Annotated in this window: 18 protein-coding genes and 2 tRNA genes; 13 read left to right on the top strand and 7 right to left on the bottom strand. The window is 53.0% G+C overall.

Annotation, left to right across the window (positions count from 1 at the left end):
• The first annotated feature begins 26 nt into the window (after window positions 1-26).
• The 3 genes from J4E05_RS14940 (at window position 27) to queG (ending at window position 5,405) form a co-directional block, all read left to right on the top strand.
• Complete coding sequence (locus J4E05_RS14940; RefSeq protein WP_349596994.1) at window positions 27-1,178, top strand: FecR family protein; 1,152 nt, start codon at window positions 27-29, stop codon at window positions 1,176-1,178.
• Between the two features lie 159 nt (window positions 1,179-1,337).
• Window positions 1,338-3,854, top strand: a complete 2,517-nt coding sequence (locus J4E05_RS14945; protein WP_349596997.1) for a TonB-dependent siderophore receptor — start codon at window positions 1,338-1,340, stop codon at window positions 3,852-3,854.
• A gap of 390 nt (window positions 3,855-4,244) precedes the next feature.
• Window positions 4,245-5,405, top strand: a complete 1,161-nt coding sequence (gene queG, locus J4E05_RS14950) for a tRNA epoxyqueuosine(34) reductase QueG (RefSeq protein ID WP_349597000.1) — start codon at window positions 4,245-4,247, stop codon at window positions 5,403-5,405.
• Window positions 5,406-5,414: 9 nt separating this feature from the next.
• On the opposite strand, the gene J4E05_RS14955 is transcribed toward queG, so the two are convergent.
• Entirely contained in the window at window positions 5,415-6,206 is a 792-nt protein-coding gene (locus tag J4E05_RS14955; RefSeq protein WP_349597003.1) for a phosphodiesterase, read from the bottom strand.
• Between the two features lie 85 nt (window positions 6,207-6,291).
• Here J4E05_RS14955 and J4E05_RS14960 point away from each other — a divergent pair, with 85 nt between their 5' ends.
• The 3 genes from J4E05_RS14960 to J4E05_RS14970 are packed head-to-tail and all read left to right on the top strand — an operon-like array spanning window position 6,292 to window position 9,670.
• Window positions 6,292-6,564 (top strand): ribbon-helix-helix domain-containing protein, encoded by a 273-nt coding sequence (locus tag J4E05_RS14960; RefSeq protein ID WP_349597006.1) that lies wholly within the window; start codon window positions 6,292-6,294, stop codon window positions 6,562-6,564.
• Complete coding sequence (locus J4E05_RS14965) at window positions 6,565-7,548, top strand: UDP-glucose 4-epimerase family protein (RefSeq protein WP_349597009.1); 984 nt, start codon at window positions 6,565-6,567, stop codon at window positions 7,546-7,548.
• Window positions 7,511-9,670 carry an asparagine synthetase B family protein gene (locus tag J4E05_RS14970; protein ID WP_349597012.1) on the top strand — a complete coding sequence of 720 codons (2,160 nt, stop codon included), beginning with the start codon at window positions 7,511-7,513 and terminating at the stop codon, window positions 9,668-9,670. The genes J4E05_RS14965 and J4E05_RS14970 overlap by 38 nt, the downstream gene beginning before the upstream one ends.
• A gap of 79 nt (window positions 9,671-9,749) precedes the next feature.
• Here the strand turns inward: J4E05_RS14970 and J4E05_RS14975 are convergent, their stop codons facing one another.
• Complete coding sequence (locus tag J4E05_RS14975; protein WP_349597015.1) at window positions 9,750-10,838, bottom strand: response regulator; 1,089 nt, start codon at window positions 10,836-10,838, stop codon at window positions 9,750-9,752.
• Window positions 10,839-11,825: 987 nt separating this feature from the next.
• On the opposite strand from J4E05_RS14975, the gene J4E05_RS14980 reads away from it, so the two are divergent.
• Complete coding sequence (locus J4E05_RS14980) at window positions 11,826-12,713, top strand: formylglycine-generating enzyme family protein (RefSeq protein ID WP_246832820.1); 888 nt, start codon at window positions 11,826-11,828, stop codon at window positions 12,711-12,713.
• A 134-nt stretch (window positions 12,714-12,847) separates the two neighbouring features.
• A complete protein-coding gene (locus J4E05_RS14985) occupies window positions 12,848-13,579 on the top strand; it encodes a DUF6969 family protein (RefSeq protein WP_085587770.1) in 732 nt (243 codons plus the stop codon).
• A 186-nt stretch (window positions 13,580-13,765) separates the two neighbouring features.
• Here the strand turns inward: J4E05_RS14985 and J4E05_RS14990 are convergent, their stop codons facing one another.
• On the bottom strand, window positions 13,766-14,164 hold the full coding sequence (locus J4E05_RS14990; protein WP_085587768.1) for a c-type cytochrome: 399 nt from the start codon (window positions 14,162-14,164) through the stop codon (window positions 13,766-13,768).
• 258 nt (window positions 14,165-14,422) lie between these two features.
• Between J4E05_RS14990 and spbR the strand changes: the two genes are divergently transcribed.
• Window positions 14,423-15,556 (top strand): SpbR family protein, encoded by a 1,134-nt coding sequence (gene spbR / locus J4E05_RS14995; RefSeq protein WP_085587766.1) that lies wholly within the window; start codon window positions 14,423-14,425, stop codon window positions 15,554-15,556.
• 177 nt (window positions 15,557-15,733) lie between these two features.
• Here spbR and J4E05_RS15000 read toward each other — a convergent pair.
• Both J4E05_RS15000 and J4E05_RS15005 read right to left on the bottom strand, forming a co-directional pair.
• Window positions 15,734-15,810 (bottom strand) — tRNA-Pro (locus J4E05_RS15000).
• A gap of 211 nt (window positions 15,811-16,021) precedes the next feature.
• On the bottom strand, window positions 16,022-16,969 hold the full coding sequence (locus tag J4E05_RS15005) for an AraC family transcriptional regulator (protein ID WP_349597021.1): 948 nt from the start codon (window positions 16,967-16,969) through the stop codon (window positions 16,022-16,024).
• Between the two features lie 107 nt (window positions 16,970-17,076).
• On the opposite strand from J4E05_RS15005, the gene J4E05_RS15010 reads away from it, so the two are divergent.
• Window positions 17,077-18,327, top strand: coding sequence for an MFS transporter (locus J4E05_RS15010; RefSeq protein ID WP_349597024.1), 1,251 nt, complete (start codon window positions 17,077-17,079; stop codon window positions 18,325-18,327).
• An 88-nt stretch (window positions 18,328-18,415) separates the two neighbouring features.
• Here J4E05_RS15010 and J4E05_RS15015 read toward each other — a convergent pair.
• Both J4E05_RS15015 and J4E05_RS15020 read right to left on the bottom strand, forming a co-directional pair.
• Window positions 18,416-18,492 (bottom strand) — tRNA-Pro (locus J4E05_RS15015).
• Between the two features lie 88 nt (window positions 18,493-18,580).
• A complete protein-coding gene (locus J4E05_RS15020; protein WP_349597027.1) occupies window positions 18,581-19,591 on the bottom strand; it encodes a polyprenyl synthetase family protein in 1,011 nt (336 codons plus the stop codon).
• 234 nt (window positions 19,592-19,825) lie between these two features.
• Here J4E05_RS15020 and J4E05_RS15025 point away from each other — a divergent pair, with 234 nt between their 5' ends.
• The 3 genes from J4E05_RS15025 to J4E05_RS15035 all read left to right on the top strand — a co-directional run bounded on the left by J4E05_RS15025 (window position 19,826) and on the right by J4E05_RS15035 (window position 21,315).
• Entirely contained in the window at window positions 19,826-20,101 is a 276-nt protein-coding gene (locus tag J4E05_RS15025; RefSeq protein WP_085595794.1) for a putative signal transducing protein, read from the top strand.
• Window positions 20,102-20,171: 70 nt separating this feature from the next.
• A complete protein-coding gene (locus tag J4E05_RS15030; protein WP_349597031.1) occupies window positions 20,172-20,978 on the top strand; it encodes a tRNA1(Val) (adenine(37)-N6)-methyltransferase in 807 nt (268 codons plus the stop codon).
• A gap of 82 nt (window positions 20,979-21,060) precedes the next feature.
• Entirely contained in the window at window positions 21,061-21,315 is a 255-nt protein-coding gene (locus tag J4E05_RS15035) for a hypothetical protein (RefSeq protein WP_349597034.1), read from the top strand.
• Window positions 21,316-21,438 lie beyond the last annotated feature (123 nt).

Raw genomic sequence — 21,438 nt, forward strand, 5'->3', positions numbered from 1 at the left:
GATGGCCAAACAACAGGAATGCGCCGGTGACCAAGGATACAGACGGGCAGGACCACGATCAAAACCACGACAACCGGGATATCAGCGATACGGCCATTAATTGGCTGGTAACGCTGTCGTCCGGGCATGTCAGTGACGATATGCAACAGGATTATTACGATTGGTTGTCGCAATCGCCCGATCATGCTGTCGCAATGGACGAGGCCCGGTTGCTGTTACATGGCATAGGGCAAACCGGTGCAGCGCAGAACTGGCAGGCCGGAAACGAGGGTGGGCATCGCCACATAATCTCGAAAGCAAAACCACGCCATACTATGCCGATGGCTACACCAGGGTTTGGCCAGGGTCGCCGTGGATCAATATCGGCGGATCGCGAGGCACAACATGGCCTTGCCATGCACCTGCACCGTAATGGTCATGCGAAAATACGCAAACCGGTTTGGCCGATAGGGCGGGGCGCGGCGGCGTTGCTGGCATCATTGGGCGTGCTGGTTTGTTTAACGGCTGGCGCGATTGTGCCGGGCATGGTTGGCCCGGTGGCCGGTCTGTTTGCCGATTACGCAACGGGTATTGGTGAACATCGCACGGTTTCGTTGCCTGATGGCACGTTGGTGCATTTAAACACCGCATCGGCATTGTCGATTAATTATTCGCCTTCCCGGCGCGAAGTGCATTTGGAAGCGGGCGAAGCCCTGTTTGAAGTGGCCAAAAACCCGGCCCGCCCCTTTGTTGTGATGGCACAAAATGGGCAGGCGCGTGCGGTGGGCACCGTTTATGACGTGCAGCTGGCCGACGATGGCGTGCATGTTGGCGTTCGCGAAGGCATTGTCGCCGTTTCAACCGGGCAAAAGACAACCCTGCCGGTTAATATTACGGCAGGACAACGGGTTTCCTATGACGGGTCAGGGAAACTATCGGACGTTTTGTCAGACGGGGTAGATGCCCAAACCGCATGGATGCGCGGCAAGCTGATTTTTAATCGTCAGCCATTGTCAGCAGTGATTGCGGAAATTCAACGTTATCGTAAAGGCCGGATCATTTTGGCAAATCAGCAACTGGCAGACCTTAAAGTCAGTGGTGTTTTCGATTTGAATGACCTTGATGATCTGTTGAAATCGATTGACGATACCACGGATGCACATGTTTTTTCTACCATGGTCGCAACTGTAATCTATTGATTTAAAACCCTGAAATAAGATGAAGTCGAAAACTGGCAAAATTTTTTGAAATTTTTGCTGCAAGTTTCGAATGCCGGTTTCGTCATATGACCAACAGCAAGTGATAACGGTTATCAAAATCATTTGCATTGGGATGATTAAATTTAAGGGTTAAACAATATGACGCTGGGTTCCAACCGTGCCAAACGGCAGGCCACACCCTTTTTTGCCGCTTCTTCACATCGTATTTCCGGGTGCGCTGCCACCCGCTGGGCGGGCCGGTTGATGATGACGACCATGATATCGGGCGCAGTTCTGGCCGGGGGCATGATACCGGCAACATCTTCGTGGGCACAAAGTGGGCCGGTTGCCAATGATGCGGCAATTAATTTCAGCATTCCCGCCCAGAACATGGACCGCGCACTAACCCTTTTTGCCGATCAGGCCAATGTGAAACTGTTTTTCCCCAGCGACGGTGTCGCCAGTGCGCAATCGCCTGCTGTTATTGGCAGTTTTACCCGTGACCAGGCGTTGCACCGTTTACTGGCCGGATCAGGTTACAGCTGGCGCGTGACCAGTGGCGACACCATCACGATTGAAAAGGTAACGATCAACGGTGCGGCCGACGGGGATGTGGTGCTGGACCCGGTACGGGTGGAAGCCGACAAGGAATTTGAACGTGCAGACGGCCCGGTACAGGGATATGTCGCCAAACGGTCATTGTCGGCGACCAAAACTGACACGTCAATTCTGGAAACGCCGCAAAGCATTTCGGTGGTGACATCGGACGAAATCGAAGATCAGGGATCGCAAACAGTGATGCAGGCGATGCGCTATACCCCCGGGGCTTTTACCGGGCAGGTCGGGGCATCGAACCGTTACGATTACGTGATTTTGCGCGGGCTGGTCGATCGCAGCATCGATAATATCTATCTCGATGGCATGAAAACCATGAGCGAAGATTCGACCTATAGCTCAATGCAGATTGACCCGTATTTCGTTGACCGTATTGATACTGTAAAAGGCCCGGCATCGGTTTTATATGGTCGGTCGTCGCCGGGCGGGCTGGTCGCCCTTAGCAGTAAAAAACCCGAATTTGAACAAAAGGGCGAAGTCGAGGTTTCATACGGTACGCGCCAGCAACGCGGCGTTGCCTTTGATGTGACCGGGCCGGTTGCCAAAGGCAGTAAACTGGCTTATCGGCTGGTTGGCAAAGCCGATGCATCGGACACCCAGTTTGATTACGCCAGGGAAGAACGTTATGTCATTGCGCCATCGTTAACAGCGCATTTCACCGATGATACCCGGCTGACCCTGATGGGATATTTTCAGCGTGACCCCGAAGGTGGCACCCATAATGGTGTGCCCGCCGAAGGCACGCTTTACCCTCATAACGGGCAGTATCTTCCAAGTGATTTTTTTGACGGTGAACCGTCTCTGGAAAAGTTTGATCGCACACAAAACATGGTTGGCTATCAGTTCGAGCATGATTTTGACGACGATCTGACATTCAAACAGAATTTCCGGTTTCTGGATTCAGATGTTGATATTGACCAGATTTACCAAACAGGCTGGGATGGTAGTACCAACAATTTGAAACGTGCCTATTATGGCGGTTATGAAAGCCTGCGGGCCTTTACGGTTGATAACCAGCTAACAGGCAATTTCAGTACGGGCAGTGTGGACCATACCGTTATAGGCGGGCTGGATTATCAGCATCGCCGATCACGGACCAATTATTGGTACACTGCTGTGTCAGGCATCAACCCGTGGAACCCGTCCTATGGCAATGCCAATGTCACATTTGGCACGCCATATGCGCTGGCCACCAAAACGCTGGAACAAACCGGGGTGTATGTGCAGGACCAGCTTGCCTATGAAAACTGGCGGTTGTCGTTGGGCGCGCGCGAGGATTGGGTGGAAACCGATAACCTGAACCGTTTGACAGAAAAGCGCACCGGCGAAGACCGCAGCAAACTGACCACCCGTGCCGGGTTACTGTATTTGTTCGATAACGGCATTGCACCTTATTTCAACTATTCGGAATCGTTTAACCCTAACCTGTATGCCGATGCCAATGGTGACCCGCTGGCCCCGACCGAAGGCACGCAATATGAAGCCGGGATCAAATATCAGCCCAAAGGGCGCGATATGTTGTTCACCGCATCGGTTTTTCATATTGAACAGGAAAATGTCGCGATTGCCGACCCGGTGACCTTTGTGTATTCGCCCGCAGGTACAATTAAATCGCAAGGGATCGAACTGGAGGCACGGGCAAAACTGACCGATCATTTCAGCATGACAGCCGGATATGCCTATACCGATGCCAGCTATGATGCGCCGGGCGATGCCAAGGACGGTAAAACACCGATGCAGGTACCTGAGCACACGGCGTCCTTATGGGGTAAATACAGCTTTGATGCCGGGGTGTTGGCCGGGCTGGATGTCGGGGCCGGGGCGCGCTATGTCGGCGAAACCTGGGCGACGGCGGACAATACCCAGCGCGTACCCGATTACACCATTGTTGATCTGTCGTTTGATTACGACCTGTCGCGCATTGGTGTGGAAAATGCCGATATGCGCTTTAACATCAATAACCTGTTCGACAAGGATTACATTGCGTCCTGTTATAACCTTGCGAACTGTTACGTCGGTCAGGAACGCACCATGTTGGCGACCTTGCGGTATCGTTTCTAGAAGGCAAAATGCGTGACGTCGCGCCATGCACGACGTGACATGAAAAGAGGGGGGCGGCCCGTTCGGTGCTGCACCCTGATTTTTTAGCCAATTCTGTAACGCCGCGCGCTACATCACAGGTCTTAATCTTCCTGTTGATGGTGGTGTCATTGCATGAGGTGGTCAGCCCGGCTTTCGCCTCCGGACTGTAATTCACCCATCAATATTTTGCGGCGGCAATGCCGGGTTTTATGGCCTTTTTGACCTGTAACAGGTGATCTGCTGTTTGATTTTTGGCGATAAAGGCCGTGGTGTAATGCTGCGGCCTTTTGTTTTTTGTGTGAAAAACGATATAAGGCGGCACCGAGAGATAGAAAACACAAATAACACAGATAAGCCAAGTCCGTTGCCATGACAGCCAAAACGGCGAACATCGTCAGCCTTGATATGCTTCGCGCCAAAGCCAGGGAAATTGGCTTTGACGTTTGCGGTATTGCGCGCCCCGAAATTGATGCCCGCAACCAGCAGCGGCTGGATGAATTTGTTGCCGGGCAGGAATTTGGCAGCATGGCCTGGATGGCGGACCCCGAACGGCTACCGCGTCGCCGTGACCCGCGTGTTTTGTGGGAAGATGTAAAAAGCGTAATTGTGCTGGGCACCAATTATGGCCCAGCCGAAAACCCGCTTGCCTTGCTGGACCATCCCGACCGGGCAATGATTTCGGTTTATGCCCAAAACCGCGATTATCATGACCTGATCAAAAAACGTTTGAAACAACTGGCCCGCTGGCTGGTGGAGCAAACCGGCGGGGCAGAACAGGTAAAGGTGTTTGTCGATACGGCCCCGGTTCTGGAAAAACCGCTGGCCCAGGCCGGCGGCATTGGCTGGCAGGGCAAGCATACCAATGTGGTGTCGCGCGAATATGGGTCGTGGTTGTTTCTGGGCGAGGTTTTTACCACCCTGCAATTTGACGATGCCCCGCAAAAACCCGAGATTGACCATTGCGGGTCGTGTCGCAATTGTCTGGATGCCTGCCCGACCAATGCGTTTCCCGAACCCTATAAACTTGATGCCAGGCGATGCATTTCATACCTGACGATCGAGCATGACGGCGTCATTCCGCATGAATTTCGCCGGGCGATGGGCAATCGCATTTATGGGTGTGATGATTGTTTGTCGGTTTGCCCGTGGAACAAATTTGCCAGCCGCACTGAAGAATTGGCCTTTATGCCGCGTGCCGAGCTTACCGCGCCACGGCTGGCCGATTTTTTGGAAATGGATGACGAAGCCTTTCGCGCCTTTTTTGCCGGATCGCCAATCAAACGGATTGGCCGGGCAAAGTTTTTGCGCAATGTGCTGATTGCGATTGGCAATGATAACAAGGGTGCGGATGCCAGTATTCTTACACCGGTGCGCACCCTGTTAGAGGATCCATCCGCCCTTATTCGTGCCAGCGCGGTATGGGCAATGGCACAATTAATGGATCCGGCATCGTTTAACGATGTGCGACGCCATCAGTTGGCAATGGAAACCGATGAAACGGTTTTGGCGGAATGGAACAATGCTGCCTGAATTTCGGGCTTAATTTTTCGGGTTTGGCACTGTTTCAAAATGATAGCGCACTGAGGCGTCATTTTTATTGATCAGCGCAATGCCATATCCCGGTTCCAGCCAGGGTTTATCGGGCAGCCCCGCACCCGGCTGCATTGCCAGCGGTTGCCCGGTAAAACTGCTGGCACCCCCGGTAAAGGGAATACCGCGCCAAATGCCGTGGCAGGGGCGATGCAGATGCCCGAAAAAGATGTGGCGAATGGCCGGGTGGGCTTGCAAAACGTCGCCAAAGGCATCGGCGTTTTGCAAATTTATGCTGTCCATAAATGGTAAACCCATTGCAACAGGCGGATGGTGCATGAAAACCAGGCAGGGCAGGTTGCGTGAATGGTGCAGTTCGGTTTTCAGCCATGCAAGGCGCATGGGGCATAAAACGCCGCTATCTTCACCGTCGGACAGGGTGTCAAGCATCACGATACGTATGCCATTGCAGGTAAATGAATAATTGATGAAACCGTTTTCATCGCACGGGGTGTCGGGCAGGGTTGCAAGCATGGTGTTGCGTACATCATGATTGCCAGGAATAACATGCACCGGCATCGGCAGGGCCGCGATGGTATCGAGAAACAGCGCATATTGGGCGAGGGTGCCATGGTGGGTTAAATCACCGGAAATCACACATAGTTCGGCATCACTATGCCATTGGCAAATATCGGCAATGACGGCTTGCAGGGTTTTTTGCGGGTGTGGTTTACTGCCAGGCGGGGTGTCGGGGACAGGGTCGGTGAAATGGCAATCGCTAAGGTGGATAAGTTTCATCATTGGCCCCGTTTGTTCCTGACTGTATACGCGCTTGCTGCTAAGACTATATCGTGTTGTTTTATTTGTGTGTTCAATGGAATTTTTGATGAATACCGAAGTTCGCAAGCGATCCATCACCATTGCCGGACACCGGACCAGTTTTTCGCTGGAAGATGCGTTTTGGCAGGAATTGCAACGCATTGCCATGCGAGAAGGGCGCAGCATTGCAGAAATGGTGGTGCTGATTGATGAAGGACGCGAGGGAAATTTGTCCAGCGCGTTGCGATTGTATGTTTTGGGTGATTTGCAACAACGCCTGAATATGGCACGACCGGATGAAATACCAGCCCTTAACCCCGATCAAGGCGAGCCTGAATAAATGACCGACCAGAAAACAATGGCGATTACCGGGGCAAATGGTTTTGTCGGCCAGGCCGTATGCAAGGCGGCCCTTGCCGACGGTTTTACTGTACGCCCCCTGGTGCGCACTAAAGCTGCCCTGGCACAGTTGCCGGCCGATCTGGCGCGGGATGCCCGGATCATTGGCGATATTGATGGCAATACCGACTGGACCGGGCATTTGCAGGGTGTTGACTGTGTTGTACATCTGGCCGCACGCGTCCATGTGATGAATGATGTATCGTCTGATCCGCTGGCGGCGTTTCGCGCGGTTAATGTGGCGGGCAGCCTTCATTTGGCGCGGGCCGCTGCGGCGCAAAATGTAAAGCGTATGGTTTTTGTAAGTTCGATCAAGGTGAATGGCGAAGAAACCCTGTTTTCGGCCTTCAACGAACATAGCCCGGTTAACCCGCAAGACCCATATGGACAATCCAAGGCCGAAGCCGAGAATGCCTTGCGTCAGTTTTCGGAAGAATCGGGGCTGGGACTAACCATATTACGGCCCCCACTGGTTTACGGGCCGGGGGTAAAGGCCAATTTTGCGGCTTTGGCAAAGTTGACATCCCGGGGCATTCCCTTGCCGTTCGGGGCCATTCATAATTATCGCAGTTTAATTCATGTTGATAACCTCGCCGATGCCTGTGTGGTGGTCGCGCAGCACCCAAGTGCCTGTTATAAAACCTATATGGTATCGGATGGCGAGGATTTTTCGATTGGTGAAATGATTTCCCTTTTGGCCGAAGGCATGGGCAAAAAAGCGATTTTGCTGTCGGTTCCAACCGGTGTGTTGGGCTTTATTGGCCGGGTTACCGGCAAAACGGCGCAGGTGCAGCGCTTAACCAGTTCGTTGCAAATTGATAATCGTGCCATTCGCCGCGATTTACACTGGTTGCCACCGGTCGAGGCCCGCGAGGGGTTGCGCCGGGTTGGCGCATGGTTTGCCCAGCCCCGAAAAACCGACTAGCGGCCACCAGTATATGTGTGGTTTTGCCGGAGCAACCGACCAAGATGCCCGCCCTTGGGCGATGGCAACGTCCGATGCGCTGGCACATCGGGGGCCGGATGGTGCCGGTATATGGCCTGAAACGGATGTTGTTTTAACTGCCGATGGTGCCGTTCCGGCCGATATCGATGGGCCGGTTTTTGTACATCGTCGTCTTGCCACAACGGACCTGACAGCGCGTGCTGCCCAACCCATGACCAGCCGTGATGGCCGTTTTGTATTGGTGTTTAACGGTTATATTGGCGGATATCGGCAATTATCGGCCCGTATGTCATATCGCGATGTGAATGGCCCCAACCCGGCGCATGTTGCGCGGGAACCGTGCCAAAACCTTGCCGATACTGATGTTTTGTTACGCCTGCTTATAAAAACAATAAGGGCAGCAGGGGGCGATTACGCGGCACAGGTTGCGGCATTAGGTGCTGTGTTGGCGGACCTGGCCGGGGCCTTTTCCTTTGCCTTGTGGGATTGCCATACGGCCACCTTATGGATGGCCGTGGATGATATGGGCCAAAAACCATTGTTTTTCACCCATCGCGACGATGGACATCTTTTTTTTGCATCCGAATTATCCCCGCTTTTGACAGTGCCAGGCGTTACTGCTGCCCTTCATGAAACAGCGTTTGATGCCGCGCTGGCGCATTTGTTTGTACCGGCCCCAAAAACGGTTTTTGGTCAGGTTTTGCAACTGCAACCCGGCGAAATTGCTCGTTGGAAGAATGGCAAGCTGGAATGTTATGATAAATCCAGTCGCAGATCGCAGCCATTGGCCGGCCAAAGTGCCAGAAGTGCCAGGCAAAACCAACGGAAGTTATTTACTCGGTCTGATGTTTTAAACCCGGATGCAGAACACACAAAGGCCGCCCGTATGAAAGGGGCTGGCAGCAGCATGCCGACAGCCGGGCAGGTTGTGTCGGATATGCGTCGCAGGGTTTACCGGGCTGTTGCCGAAGCAATGACATGTGACCGATCTGTTGCCTGCCTGTTATCAGGCGGGATGGATAGCGCAGGCATTGCCGCCATGGCCAGCCATATGGGCCAGCATCGCAGCGATAAAACAAAGCGGCCAACGGCCATTGTGATGGGGTTTCGTGATCGGCGGCTTGATGAAACCAGGCGCGCGCAACATTTGGCCGACCATTTGGGATTAACGTTGCAAATTGTCGCGGCACCGCACCGGGCCGATGACATTTTGCAAAGATTACAGGTGGGGTTATTGGCATTTGGCGGGCCATTTGCCAACCCGGCGATGATTTTAACACACAGGTTAAGTCAGGCTGTTGCCGATATTGCCCCGGTATGCCTGACGGGCGATGGGGGCGACGAAATTTTTGGTGGTTATCGTCGTTATCGGATGGCGCAACTTGCGCAGAAATGGCTGGCAATGCCACGTTTGGCACGTCGTAGTTTGGCCGCATGTTTAACGTTTGGCGAACCGTATTTGCCCCCCGCGCTAAACCGGCATTTTTCAGGAATGTACAAGTTTTTACAGATGACGACCGGGAGCCGTGATGATGTTTTAACCGGCTGGAACAATCGTTGTGTTCTCGCCCGGTATGGCCGGTTGCAAAATGACATGACAGGGCTGGATCATGATATTGCCGCGGCAATGATGCAGTTTGATCAATCTGTCACACTGCCTGGTAATCAGCTTGCAATGAGCGATCGCATGGGTATGGCGTTTGGCGTTGAATATCGCCCGCCGCTGCTGGACCCGGCGGTGCGCAAACTGGCCCGTTTAATTCCGGTTCAAGACCATTTGGCAGGGCAGGGTAAGGCGATTTGGCGCGCGGTGGTGCGGCCCATGGTGCCCGCCAGATATTTTGATGGGGCAAAGGCGGGGTTTAATCCCCCGGTTGGGAACTGGATACGCGATGTTTCGATGTTGATCTGGGGGGATGAAAATACAGCACAAAAATACATTTTCAGCCGCGTGCAGCTAACCCGGGCCGATCAGCGAAAAATATGGCGACGGGCCTGCGCCAACGATTTTGATGCCGCGCTGACCGTTTGGAACCTGTTGGTGTGGCAGGTGTGGGAAACGGGACAAAAAAGCGAAAACAAACAGTCTGATGCACAATGAATGGCCGGTTGTTAAGGTGCACCGGAACGGGTGTTTGTTTGTTGTGGCTGGGGGCTGCCGGTTTGTGTGGTTTGCATCCTTAACTAAGCGCCCACGACCGACTGCGACGATACAGGTTTAACGCGGTCAGGGCCGTTGGGGCCAATTGCACCACCCGGCGCGATAATTTGACGATGTGATGTTCTTCAATGTCGTTACTGTCAAACATGTTATGCGCTGCATCGCATAAATCGGCTAATTGTCGCAGGCCAAAAGTTCCAGATGTACTTTTAAGGGCATGGACTTCGTTGCGAACAGCGTGAAAATCGCAGCGCGACAGGGCATCATCAATTTGCACCAGGCGAGATTCGGTCTCGGTAATAAACAGGTCAATGCCGTTGGCTGCCCCGTCCATACCCGCATCGCGATAAAGTTTTTCAAGAATATTAACGTCAAGAACCGGGCTGGCAGGCAAATCGTCAGAGGGGAGTTTGTTAAAAGCGCGGGTATTTTGTTTCATCCGGGCAACGGGGGCCGGTGCCGAGAGGTTCCCCTTGCGGGTGTTGGTGCCGTTGCGCAGCAGGTTTTCGCTGATAACGCGTAACAGGCTGGCCCGTTGAATTGGTTTGCTAATAAAATCGTTCACACCTGATTGCCGGGCAATCATGTTCCAGTCACGGGTGCGGTGTGCTGAAAAGGCAATAATTGGAATGCGTGACGAAGGACCATTCATGTGGCGAATGCGCCGGGTGGTATGCAGCCCGTCCATGTCGGGCATTTCAACATCCATCAGCACAATATCAACCGGAATACCGCGGCGTAAAATATCCAGCACGCTTTGGCCATCGCCCGCTTCCATTACGCTGAAACCTTCGGCCTGTAACATCCGGCGTGCCACCATACGGTTTGATGCACTGTCATCGGCAACCAGAACAGTGCCGCGTTTCTGGTTGTCAACATCGGTAAGGGAAGGGCGCATTTCGCTGGCATGGATATGCGGACGTACAAGACACACAGAAAGCATGCCGCCATTGTCGAGACTGGTTTCGTCAAATACCAGGTCGTCTTCTGCAATACCGGTAATCAGTTGATTCCATGCCGGATTTGCAAAAATAAGACGTTCATTGGCATCAAACAGAGCGATCCCGGCATTCGATTGCGAGAGCGCATCTAGAATCTGCTTTTCCATAGGCCACCTTGTTAAACCGGCGCCCTTGTCCCGTAACTGTAAGAGTTTCTGTTTTCAGGTTTGATATTTTATACAGTGTTAACGGGTATTTTTGCTGTTTTTGCGCAATAAGTCCATGATTTTGTTATCTTGCGCTGCTTTCGCGGTAATCGTTTGGGGTATGAATGGCACGATTAAGGCCCGAAATTGTCGTGGTGATAAAGTTAAATTGAGTTTTGCAAAAAACTTTCCCCGCAGTTCGTGCCCGGTTTTTCTTGAATATGGCAGGGTGGCAGCATTTTTTTATTAACGAAAAGCGTTGTTGTGCCTGACATTTGGCACCAGGCGAAACAGCAGGGCGGCATAATAAAACGGAAAAGGGTACGATCAAACAGGCAAAGGGGGTGTTTGATCGTATCCTTTGACGCCAGCTTTGTGTGCAAAATACAAAACCGGCATTGCCCTGGGGAAAGGGGCAATGCCGGTTTTTCGTTTTGCGGGGGGAGAAGCCCGCGGAAGAAGACGTTTTTCGTCCAGGTGCTGACCGGTGTGGCAAATGTTCGGGGGGAGAAAAACATTTACCGTACAAACGGCCCGGCACAGGGTGTTTGCAATCAATCAGCAAAGCTATAGTGACAAAAATTTCAGGTTTGTGGGGTCACGTGTTTTCACGCTTTCGTGAGTATTTTTTCGCGAAGCAAATGGCAGGAATATTTGCAGTGTGATCTGGTTCAGCCTGGGGTTGCTTGACATTGATGTAGCGGTTTTACAAATATGTAACTTCTAAAAGTCCCGTTATAACCGGTTTTCAGAATATCAGTTTAGGGAAAACAGACGGAGCATAAGGACGCAGCCCGACGAATGTCGGGGACGGTTGGGTTTGTTTTTCAAAGCCCGTTCGCCAATTGAGGGGCCCGGGGATTGGTTTTGATCCAGGGAATTTGGTGTTAGGGAAAGAAGCGAGCCTGCCAGGATTTGGGGATTTTGTTTTTGGGAACCAGTATTGCAATGATGTTGTCTAACGGACGCAGCTTATGCCAAACCGCTTTCGGGCTGGCGACAATGATGGTGCTGTCGTTACAGACATCAACGGTTTTTGCTGCCGATATTGAAAAACCCGATCTGACGGTTATTCCTGCCGGCTGGTTCTGGCAGGGGTCGGATGCCATCGAACGAGATTATGCCTATCGGATTGACGAACAGATTTATGGCCAGGATGTCGCCCATCGTAACCGCTGGTATGATTCGGAAATTACCAAATGGCGCATTTATTTACCGGAATTTGAAATTTCGACAACGCCGGTAACCAACCACCAGTATGCGGCCTTTATCAAGGATAGTGGCTACCCTGCCCCTGGTGTAACCAGGGAAGTCTGGGATACCTATGGGCTGGTGCATGGTTATGAAGCCACGCGCCCGTTTGCATGGAAAAACGGGGCGCCCCGGCCCGGACGCGAAAATCACCCGGTTGTGATGGTGTCGTGGCAGGATGCGGTGGCTTATACCCAGTGGCTAAGTAAAAAAACCGGCGAAACATGGCGCCTGCCAAATGAGGCAGAATGGGAAAAGGCTGTGCGCGGACCAGACGGTACCTTTTATCCGTGGGGTAATATTTATGATCCGTCCTTGTTAAACAGTGCTGATCGCGGGCCGTTTGACACGGTTCCTGTCAAATCATATCCACCGGGGCCTTATGGTCTTTATGACGGGTCGGGACAGGTGTTTGAATGGACAATGTCCCAGCAGCAGCCGGGCGCGCGCATTGTAAAGGGTGGTTCGTGGGATGATCGGGGGTGCGGGGTATGCCGCCCGGCGGCGCGTCACAGCCGCCCCGAACATTTGCGGCATATATTGATCGGTTTTCGTGTTTTGCGCGTATCGTCATCAAACAGATAAGTATTTTTACTTGTAGTTTTTTGATACAGGCCTGACTGTGTGCAAACCGGCTTTCCGCCGGATCGACATTTCCATTCTGCCCGATCGGGCCTGCTCAGAAGTGGAAGGTTGACACATCAAGTGGTGATACAACCATGACTGAACTTGAAATAAACTGGTCGGAATTGTCCACCGGCCAGCTCAAAACCATGATGGCTGCCGGGCGCGATGTGATGGAATGCCATCGCGTTCTGTCGGCAACAGGTGACAACATTGTTGGTGAATTGATCCGCACGACGGGGGCGTTTTATGAATGGACGCATTACCCGCAAGGTGACGTTTATGACCGCACCAGCCATGCCCAGTTTTATTATCATGCCCATCCCAAGGATGAGCAGCGCAACTGGAACGAACATGGTCATTTCCATAGCTTCATGCGTCCGCGTGGAATGCCCGAGTCGGCACGACCTTTGCCGATTGAAGGCTTTGAAATGCCGGACGGCCCGAACGAGGCGCTGTCGCATCTTGTCGCAATTTCGATGGACCAGTATGGTTTTGCCCAACGTTTGTTTACCACCAACCGCTGGGTGACCGGCGAGGTCTGGTATGATGCGGAAACGGTTTTGTCGATGCTCGATAATTTCATTATTGACCATGCCCAGCCATCCTGGCCGGTAAACCGGTGGGTAACGGGCATGATTGCGTTTTACCGGCCACAAATCGAAATTCTGGTGCGTCAGCGCGATGCAACTATTTGCTCGTGGGCTGAAACACACCCGGACAGCGATGTTTACGAAGATCGCGATCTTGAGGTGACGTCAGAATGTGTGATCCGCGTTGAGGAACAAATGCGCAGCATTGCAACGGAATTGGGTAATCGTCGCTAAACATTCAGGCCTGACGGCACGATATCCGGGCCGGATCACAGATGTCTGGTGCGGTGATTGAATGTTTTGCCTGCCGGCAGGTTTTTCGCGGAATGTTGGCCTGAAGAACCAAAAGGCCGACCTGTGCCGGTCGACCTTTTGATGCCAGATCTTGAATTTGGCACAAAAATTGTGCGGAAAAACAGATCAGTTTTGTTTCAGATATTCAGTAACATCCTGAATGTCTTCTTCTTTTTTCAGCTTGAACGTCATTTTCGAACGCTCTTTGGTATCAGCAATCGCGCTGATTTTGGCTGACGGATCTTTCAGGTATTCGTCAAGGAATGCTTCATCAATGGTGAAGCCCTTCTCGCACGCATCCTGATAACCTTTGCTGTATTTGTAATCGGAAATCGCGCCACATTCGCGACCAATTACACTATGCAAGGACGGGCCAACCTTGTTTTTGCCTTCTTCAATCGAATGGCAGGCGGCACATTTTTTAAAGACTTTCTCGCCCTTGGCAGCATCGCCCGCAGCAAATGCAGCAGTGCTGAACATTGCGGTGGCGGAAATTGCAATAGCAAGCATTTTGATCGAATTCATTTACAAGGCCTCTCTCTTGGCATGTAGCGTGGTGCCCACGCCGAACGCAACGCGGAAACTTTCTGACAGCCCCCGGCGGGTAACGCAATCAAAGCACGACAATCCGTGGAATCATTATAAGTCGCGAGCCATGATCACGAACAGGTTATCTTACCCTGATTTACATGTGAATAAATTGCGTTCAATCAATGGGCTCTTGGGTGTATAGTAAGAAGTGTAACGGTTGGTGGAATTTCCAGCCGTAGCAGGAGAGGTTACGTGGCCCCGATTACAAAAAACGATGTCGCAAAACTGATTAATGACCCTTCGGGTAACAACCGCGCCGAAGCCGCGGATAAAATCAGCAAGCAATTCAGTGACGACCAGCTATCCGAGAATGAACGTTCGCTGGCCGAAGACATATTTCGCATCATGATAAAGGATGCGGAAGTCCGGGTGCGCAAGGCGCTGGCCCGCAATCTGAAACAGACGCCGCTTTTGCCCCACGATGTTGCCCTGACGCTGGCGCGCGATGTGGATGCGGTGGCGCTGCCGATATTGCAGTTCTCTGAAATTCTGAGTGACAGTGACCTGGTCGATATTATTGGCGATGGTCCTGACAGTGTGGAAAAACAGCGGGCGATTGCCACACGCGGCAACGTATCCGAGATTGTTTCCAGCGCGCTGGTCCAGGCGGGACACGAAGATGTGCTGGTTGATCTGATCGGCAATGACGGGGCGGAAATCAGCGAACAATCCCTGCAAAAGGTTGTCGATGATTTCGGCCATAATGAACGGATTCAAAAGCCGATCATTTCGCGCAATCATTTGCCAATTACCATTGCCGAACGCATGGTAACCTTGGTTTCAGACCGGTTGCGCGGCGAACTGGTGTCACGCGGGCACTTGCCCGAGGGGATTGTTAATGCCGTGATGACCCAGTCGCAGGAAAGTGCCACCATTGGCCTTTTGGGCGACGACAGCGAAAGCCGCGATGTCGAAATTCTGGTCGAGCATCTTTATACCAACAATCGCCTGACCGGCGGTTTGATTCTGCGTGCATTATGCATGGGCGATATTTCGTTTTTTGAAGCCGGTATCGCGCGTCGTGCAGCGGTATCGTTGCTCAACAGCCGTATCCTGATCCACGACTCCGGGCTTTACGGATTGCAGGCGATTTATAACAAGGCCGATATGCCCGCCAGTTTTTTCCCCGGCGTGCGTGCCGCCCTCGAGGTTGCCCATGAGACAGACCTTGATGGTCGCGAAAAGGATCGTGAACGGTATTCGCGCCGGATGATCGAACGCATTTTGACGCAGTATGGCGACCTTGGCGTTGAATTTGATTCCGACGATGTTGATTACCTGATGGGGCGTATGTTGCAATTGCCCAGTGAAAGCAGCCTGCATTAGGGTTGCAACCCGGGATTTGCCCCTTTGTTATAAAACGCACCCATCGCATATGCTGGCGGGTGCGTTTTTGTTCAGGAGCGGTCAGGTTGGTAATGAAGGGCAGAAAGGAAGGGGAAATTCAGCGGTGAAAAAAAGAAACCCCGTCGCCATGTTTCAGGCGCCAGGGTTTCTAACTGATGGTCGGAGCGAGAGGATTCGAACCTCCGACCCCTGCCTCCCGAAGACAGTGCTCTACCAGGCTGAGCTACGCTCCGTCAGTGTGCGCGATTATCTATCCTGTATGATTAAGCAGTTCAAGTATAATTCCGGCATGTCGCGGCATTTTTTGGTATCTTGATCACTGGGTTGAAAATGTCGCAAATTGATCGTGTTTCCGGTTGTTCGACAGTTGCCGTAATTTCATGTGATTGGCAGCGTCAAAATCAGTAAAAATGATACTTGTTAAAGAAACATGATCTATCACATTCAGGCCTTCCGGCTGATGCCAGGGGGCTGACCGTTGATACGCTTAAACGCGCGACTGAACGCTGCCTGAGACGTATAGCCGAGGCGTTGAGCGGCTGCCTCGATAGATAGTCTGTCGTCGCTCAGCCATAGGCGGGCGAGGTTCATTCGCAGTTCTGTCAGATATTTTAGGGGCGGGATGCCGATCGTGGATTGAAATCGCTGTGCAAAGGCAGAGCGCGAAATGCGCGCCTCTGCTGCCATGTCCGTAACGTTCCAGTCACGGCCTGGCTGCCGGTGTAGCGCCAATATCGCACGGGCCAGACGGGGATCGCGCAGTGCGGCAACAAGACCGGATGCGTTTTCACATCCTCCTTCTATCCAGCCACGCACGATCAGGGCGGCCGCCACATCGGCAAGCCGTGCCAGAATACCGGCGAAACCAATGCGGCCAGCACAAATTTCACGTTTCATGGATTCAAGAATGGGGAGTAATCCCGGGTGGCGGTGTTCTTGCGTACTTGTCGTCATGACGTCTGGCATGAGCTTGCCAAGCCCTTGCATGCCGCCGAGATTGAATTCCATACAGCCATAAAAGAGAACGGCACTTGGCGTCGGGTGTGTGCTGGGGCATGTGTTGACGCCGCTTACGGCTTCGCCAAGGGGGGCTACATCAAATGTGTCGATATTTTCAAATGCGTTATCTGGATCCGATAAAATCTGATGCGCCTGGCCCCGTGGCATCAGGACTGCACTCCCTGCTGACAGGTCGTGCAATGCGCCGTCTTCAGTCCGCAACACAGCTTTGCCGACAGCCAGAAAGTGGAAATAGACATGCCCTGGCCTGGCTTCAAATCCCATGCCAAAGGATGGGCCGGTTTGAATGCGTCGATACTTGACACCACGCAGGCGCATGCCGGCGAGCAGCTCGCTGATAAACTCGGACGATAAGGCAAACTGATTTTGCATGGTCATTTTTTGGAGTTTTGATCAAAATATCAAGACCGCCCATCATAGATCATCCTGAATTTCGCATCTAGTCTTTAGGCAATCGTTGTTTCCTAGGGATATTCAAGATGAGTGATGATGTTTTTAAGGCCGGGCCTGCTATCCCGTGCGATAGCGGATCGGCTGCGGAGTCCGCGGCACCTGCCTGGATGGCCGTGTTTTCGCTGACAATGGGGGTGTTTGGCCTTCTGACGGCAGAATACCTTCCTGCCAGCCTTTTAACGCCAATGGCAACTGATTTGGGCGTATCTGAAGCGCTGGCGGGTCAGGCGGTGACGGTGACGGCGGTGGTGGCCCTGTTTGCCGGGTTGCTGGTGCCCAAACTAACAGGCAGGCTTGATCGTCGTGCTGTCCTGCTTGCTTTCACACTATTAATGATCATGTCCAACTTGCTGGTTGCGCTTTCCTCCAGTCTGGCCGTGTTATTGACGATGCGGATTTTGCTGGGCATTGCGCTGGGAGGGTTCTGGAGCATGGCGGCAGCTGTGGCCATGCGTCTGGTGCCAGCCTGGCTGGTGCCAAGGGCATTGTCGATTATTTTTAGCGGCATTGCCGTTGGCACGGTGGTGTCTGTGCCCTTGGGAAGTTATCTGGGCGGCTTGTATGGCTGGCGCAGTGCCTTTGTCGCAGCGGCCGCTGTTGGCGGGTTAACGCTTGCCTTTCAATTGTTCACATTGCCCCGTATGGCACCGCGCAAGATGGCACATACTGCATCGGTGCTGGAACTGCTCCGTCGTCCCGGTATCGGGTTTGGGATGATGGGCTGTGTGCTTGCTCATACTGGCCAGTATGCGTTGTTTACCTATATCCGGCCTGCTCTTGAAAGTGTTGCCCATGTCGATGTTCAGGGCTTGTCGTTAATGTTGCTGGGCTTCGGGGTCGCCAATTTTGTGGGGACCTTGCTGTCGGGCTGGTTGATGGAACGTAGTTTGCGCGCGACATTGGTCGTGATGCCGGCTTTGGTTGGTGGTGCGGCGTTGGCAATGATCCTGCTGCCCGTACAGGGAACCGGTTTGATGCTGCTGGTGGCTTTGTGGGGCCTGGCATTTGGCGGTGTTCCGGTGGCATGGTCCAGCTGGGTTGCGCGCGCCGTGCCTGATCAGGCCGAGGCGGCGGGTGGCATGGTCGTTGCGTCGGTGCAATCTTCCATCGCCTCGGGGGCGGCATTGGGCGGTGTGGTTTTCGGTTTGGGCGGTGTAACGGGTGTCTTTATTGTGGCCGGTGCCGTGATGCTGCTGGCAGCATTTGTGATCGCCCTGAAAGTTCAGGTCGAACTCCCCCGGCATGGCGCTGTTGCGGATGCTACTTCAGGTTTTTAGGCAGTTGTGATTACGGCATAGATTAAAAACGGCAGTTTTGCATGAAAAAGGCCCTGAGATGCCAAAGCATTTCAGGGCCTTTGAATGATGGTCGGAGCGAGAGGATTCGAACCTCCGACCCCTGCCTCCCGAAGACAGTGCTCTACCAGGCTGAGCTACGCTCCGTCATTCTGCGAGCCGGGTATTAATCGGAATTGAACCGGCGCGCAAGGAATTTTTTCGTCACCCCCTTGTCAAAGGGGATGGCAGCCCGTCAATAAGGCCGCGAAATACAAAACTCGACAGCTTCGATCATGGCATCCTTGATTTGACCATCAGGGAAGGTGGCAAGGTCGTTAATGGCAAGTTGGCCATATTCGCGTGCCCGGTCCATGGTGGCTTCAAGGGTGTTGTATTTGCGGATCAGCATTTGGGCATGGTCAAGGTCGCCATCCTCGAAATTCTGGTCTTCCATACAGCGACGCCAGAAGGCTTTTTCGTCTTCATCGCCTTTGGCATAGGCAATGATGACGGGCAGGGTGACCTTGCCATCACGAAAATCATCGCCCACGGTTTTGCCCAGGGTGGCCTGATGGGCCGAATAATCCAGCACATCATCAATCAGCTGAAAGGCGGTGCCCAGATGCAGGCCATAATCGCGCAAGGCAAATTCATCGGCCTCGGGGCGATCGGCAATAACGGCGCCGATATGCGATGCCGCACCAAACAGAGCCGCCGTTTTTGCCATGATGACATCAAGATAGGCCTGTTCGGTTGTTGCCATGTCGTTGGCGGTGGCAAGCTGCATCACCTCGCCTTCGGCAATGACTGCCGATGCACGCGCCAGAATATCAAGCACCTTAAGCGAGCCGTTCTTGACCATCAGCACGAATGAACGGGCAAACAGAAAATCGCCAACCAGCACGCTGGCCTCGTTGCCGAACATGGCATTGGCCGATTCCTGACCCCGGCGCAGCAGGCTTTCATCAACCACATCGTCATGCAGCAGGGTGGCGGTATGAATGAATTCGACACAGGCGGCCATGTTGACCGCAGAATCACCTTCGTCATAACCGCAAAGCCGGGCCGATGCCAAAGTCAGCATCGGGCGCATGCGTTTGCCGCCGGCGGCAATCAAATGGCTGGCCAGTTGCGGGATCAGGGCAACATCGCTGTGCATGTTATCAATGATAACCTGGTTAACCCGTTTCATGTCTGCATCGACAAGGTGGACCAGGGAATCCAGGCTAGGCTGTATGGTATGCTGCGTTGCAGTGTTATTCACGCTATTTTCCGAAACAATTCTTGCGTTGCCACCTGATGACAGGCCAGCAACGCTGGTTTCATGATGACGTCAGGAACAGCCAATATGGTCGTTCCTGACCGTCGCCCAACATAATGACGCCGGGTGTTGACGGTCAAGTGGACAAATCAATACCGCTTTCTGCCGCATTGAACAATAATATGCTATGGTATGGTGGTTTAAAATGCATGTGACGGCAAGGGAACTGTATCCGATATGATTGAACTGATCCGCAGCAACGACCCGGTAGAGTTAAGCTGGGTTCAGGCGGTGCTGGCCGATGAGGGCATTGACTGCCTGATCTTTGATTTTCATGCATCCATTCTGGATGGATCTATCGGGGCATTGCCGCGGCGTTTGATGGTTACGCCCGATGACGAAAGCCGGGCGCGGTATATTCTTGAAATTGCCCGCCGCGATTTACCTGGCAATGTTGAAACAGATGACGAAGCAGACAGTAATGTTGCCGGATATGACGATGTTAAAGGCTGATGACGATTATCTGGTACTGGCATCGGGGGGTAACTTGCCGATATTATCCTGCCATCTTGCATAACGACGAATGATTAATACAGCGATGGCATCACAACCCGATGGCGCAGTTTTATCTGTGCCCGATTTCCCCGAAAACCGTACCAGCCACGATTTTTTGCTGGGCGGTGCCTTAACCTTGAAACAACCGCTTGATGGTTATCGGGCGGCGGTTGATGCGGTGTTGCTGGCAGCCGCAGTTTCGGTTGCGGGGCATCGCGATTGTAAAATTCTTGATGTCGGCTCGGCCGTCGGGTCTGTCGGGTTATGTGTGGCCCGGCGCCTTGAAGCCGCCCGGGTTACAGGGGTGGAATTGCAAGACGACCTGTATGCCCTGTTTTGCCGCAATGTGGTTGAAAACGGTTTTGTTGGCCGGGTAACGCCAGTGCAGGGTGATATCAATAACCGGGATCTGCCACTGGGGGCCGAAAGTTTTGATCAGGTTATTTCCAACCCGCCTTATTATGCAGGTGGAACGCGCCCCAGTAATGAAAGCCGGGCGACGGCCCATCAGGAAGGCAGTGCCGATTTGGCCGTCTGGATTGGCTTCTGCCTTAAAATGGTGCGGCAAAAAGGCCGTATAACCCTGGTCCATCGGGCTGACCATCTGGACCGTATTATTGGCCTTTTATACGGACGGGCGGGCGATATGACGGTTTACCCGATCTGGAGCAAGGCCAGTGCCGATGCCCCGCTTCGCGTGATTGTTTCGGCCCGCAAGGGTGTTTCATCGCCGCTTAAAATGCGCCGGGGGCTGGTTTTGCATGACGAGGCCGGGCAATATTTACCGGAAACAGACCAATTATTGCGCCAGCCAGCATCATTGCCCGGTTTCTAAAATTTCAAATTTTGACTATAACACTGCCTGAAACCGGTACGGGGCCGCCCCGGACTGGCATAAAGCATCTCCGGGGACGTTCATGCTGAGTTTTTCACAAATCCTGTTTACCGCCCTTGTTATTGTTGTGGTGTGGCAGGTTTCGCGATTTTTGGGGCGCAAGGGCGCAAATCAGAACACCCGCGAAAAGGGTCGTGCCCATTGGGCCGACCGGATGAAGCCGCGCGCCAGGGCCGAGCCGGGCCGCCCGGTGGCACAGGACATGGAAAAATGCCCGCATTGTGGTGTTTACCATGCCGAAGGGTTGTCTCATCGCTGTGACGATAGGGGGCGATAGGACTTGGTGTCTGCTCTGTTAGCGCAATATTAGGTGTTGGCCTGTTATTCCAACGTGATATTGTCCAAAGCAGGTTGGATCCATGAGGTCAATAGCTGCAACGATGCTCTTTAAATGAACGTG

The organism is Thalassospira sp. NFXS8 (genome assembly GCF_040148805.1).
GTDB lineage: Bacteria > Pseudomonadota > Alphaproteobacteria > Rhodospirillales > Thalassospiraceae > Thalassospira.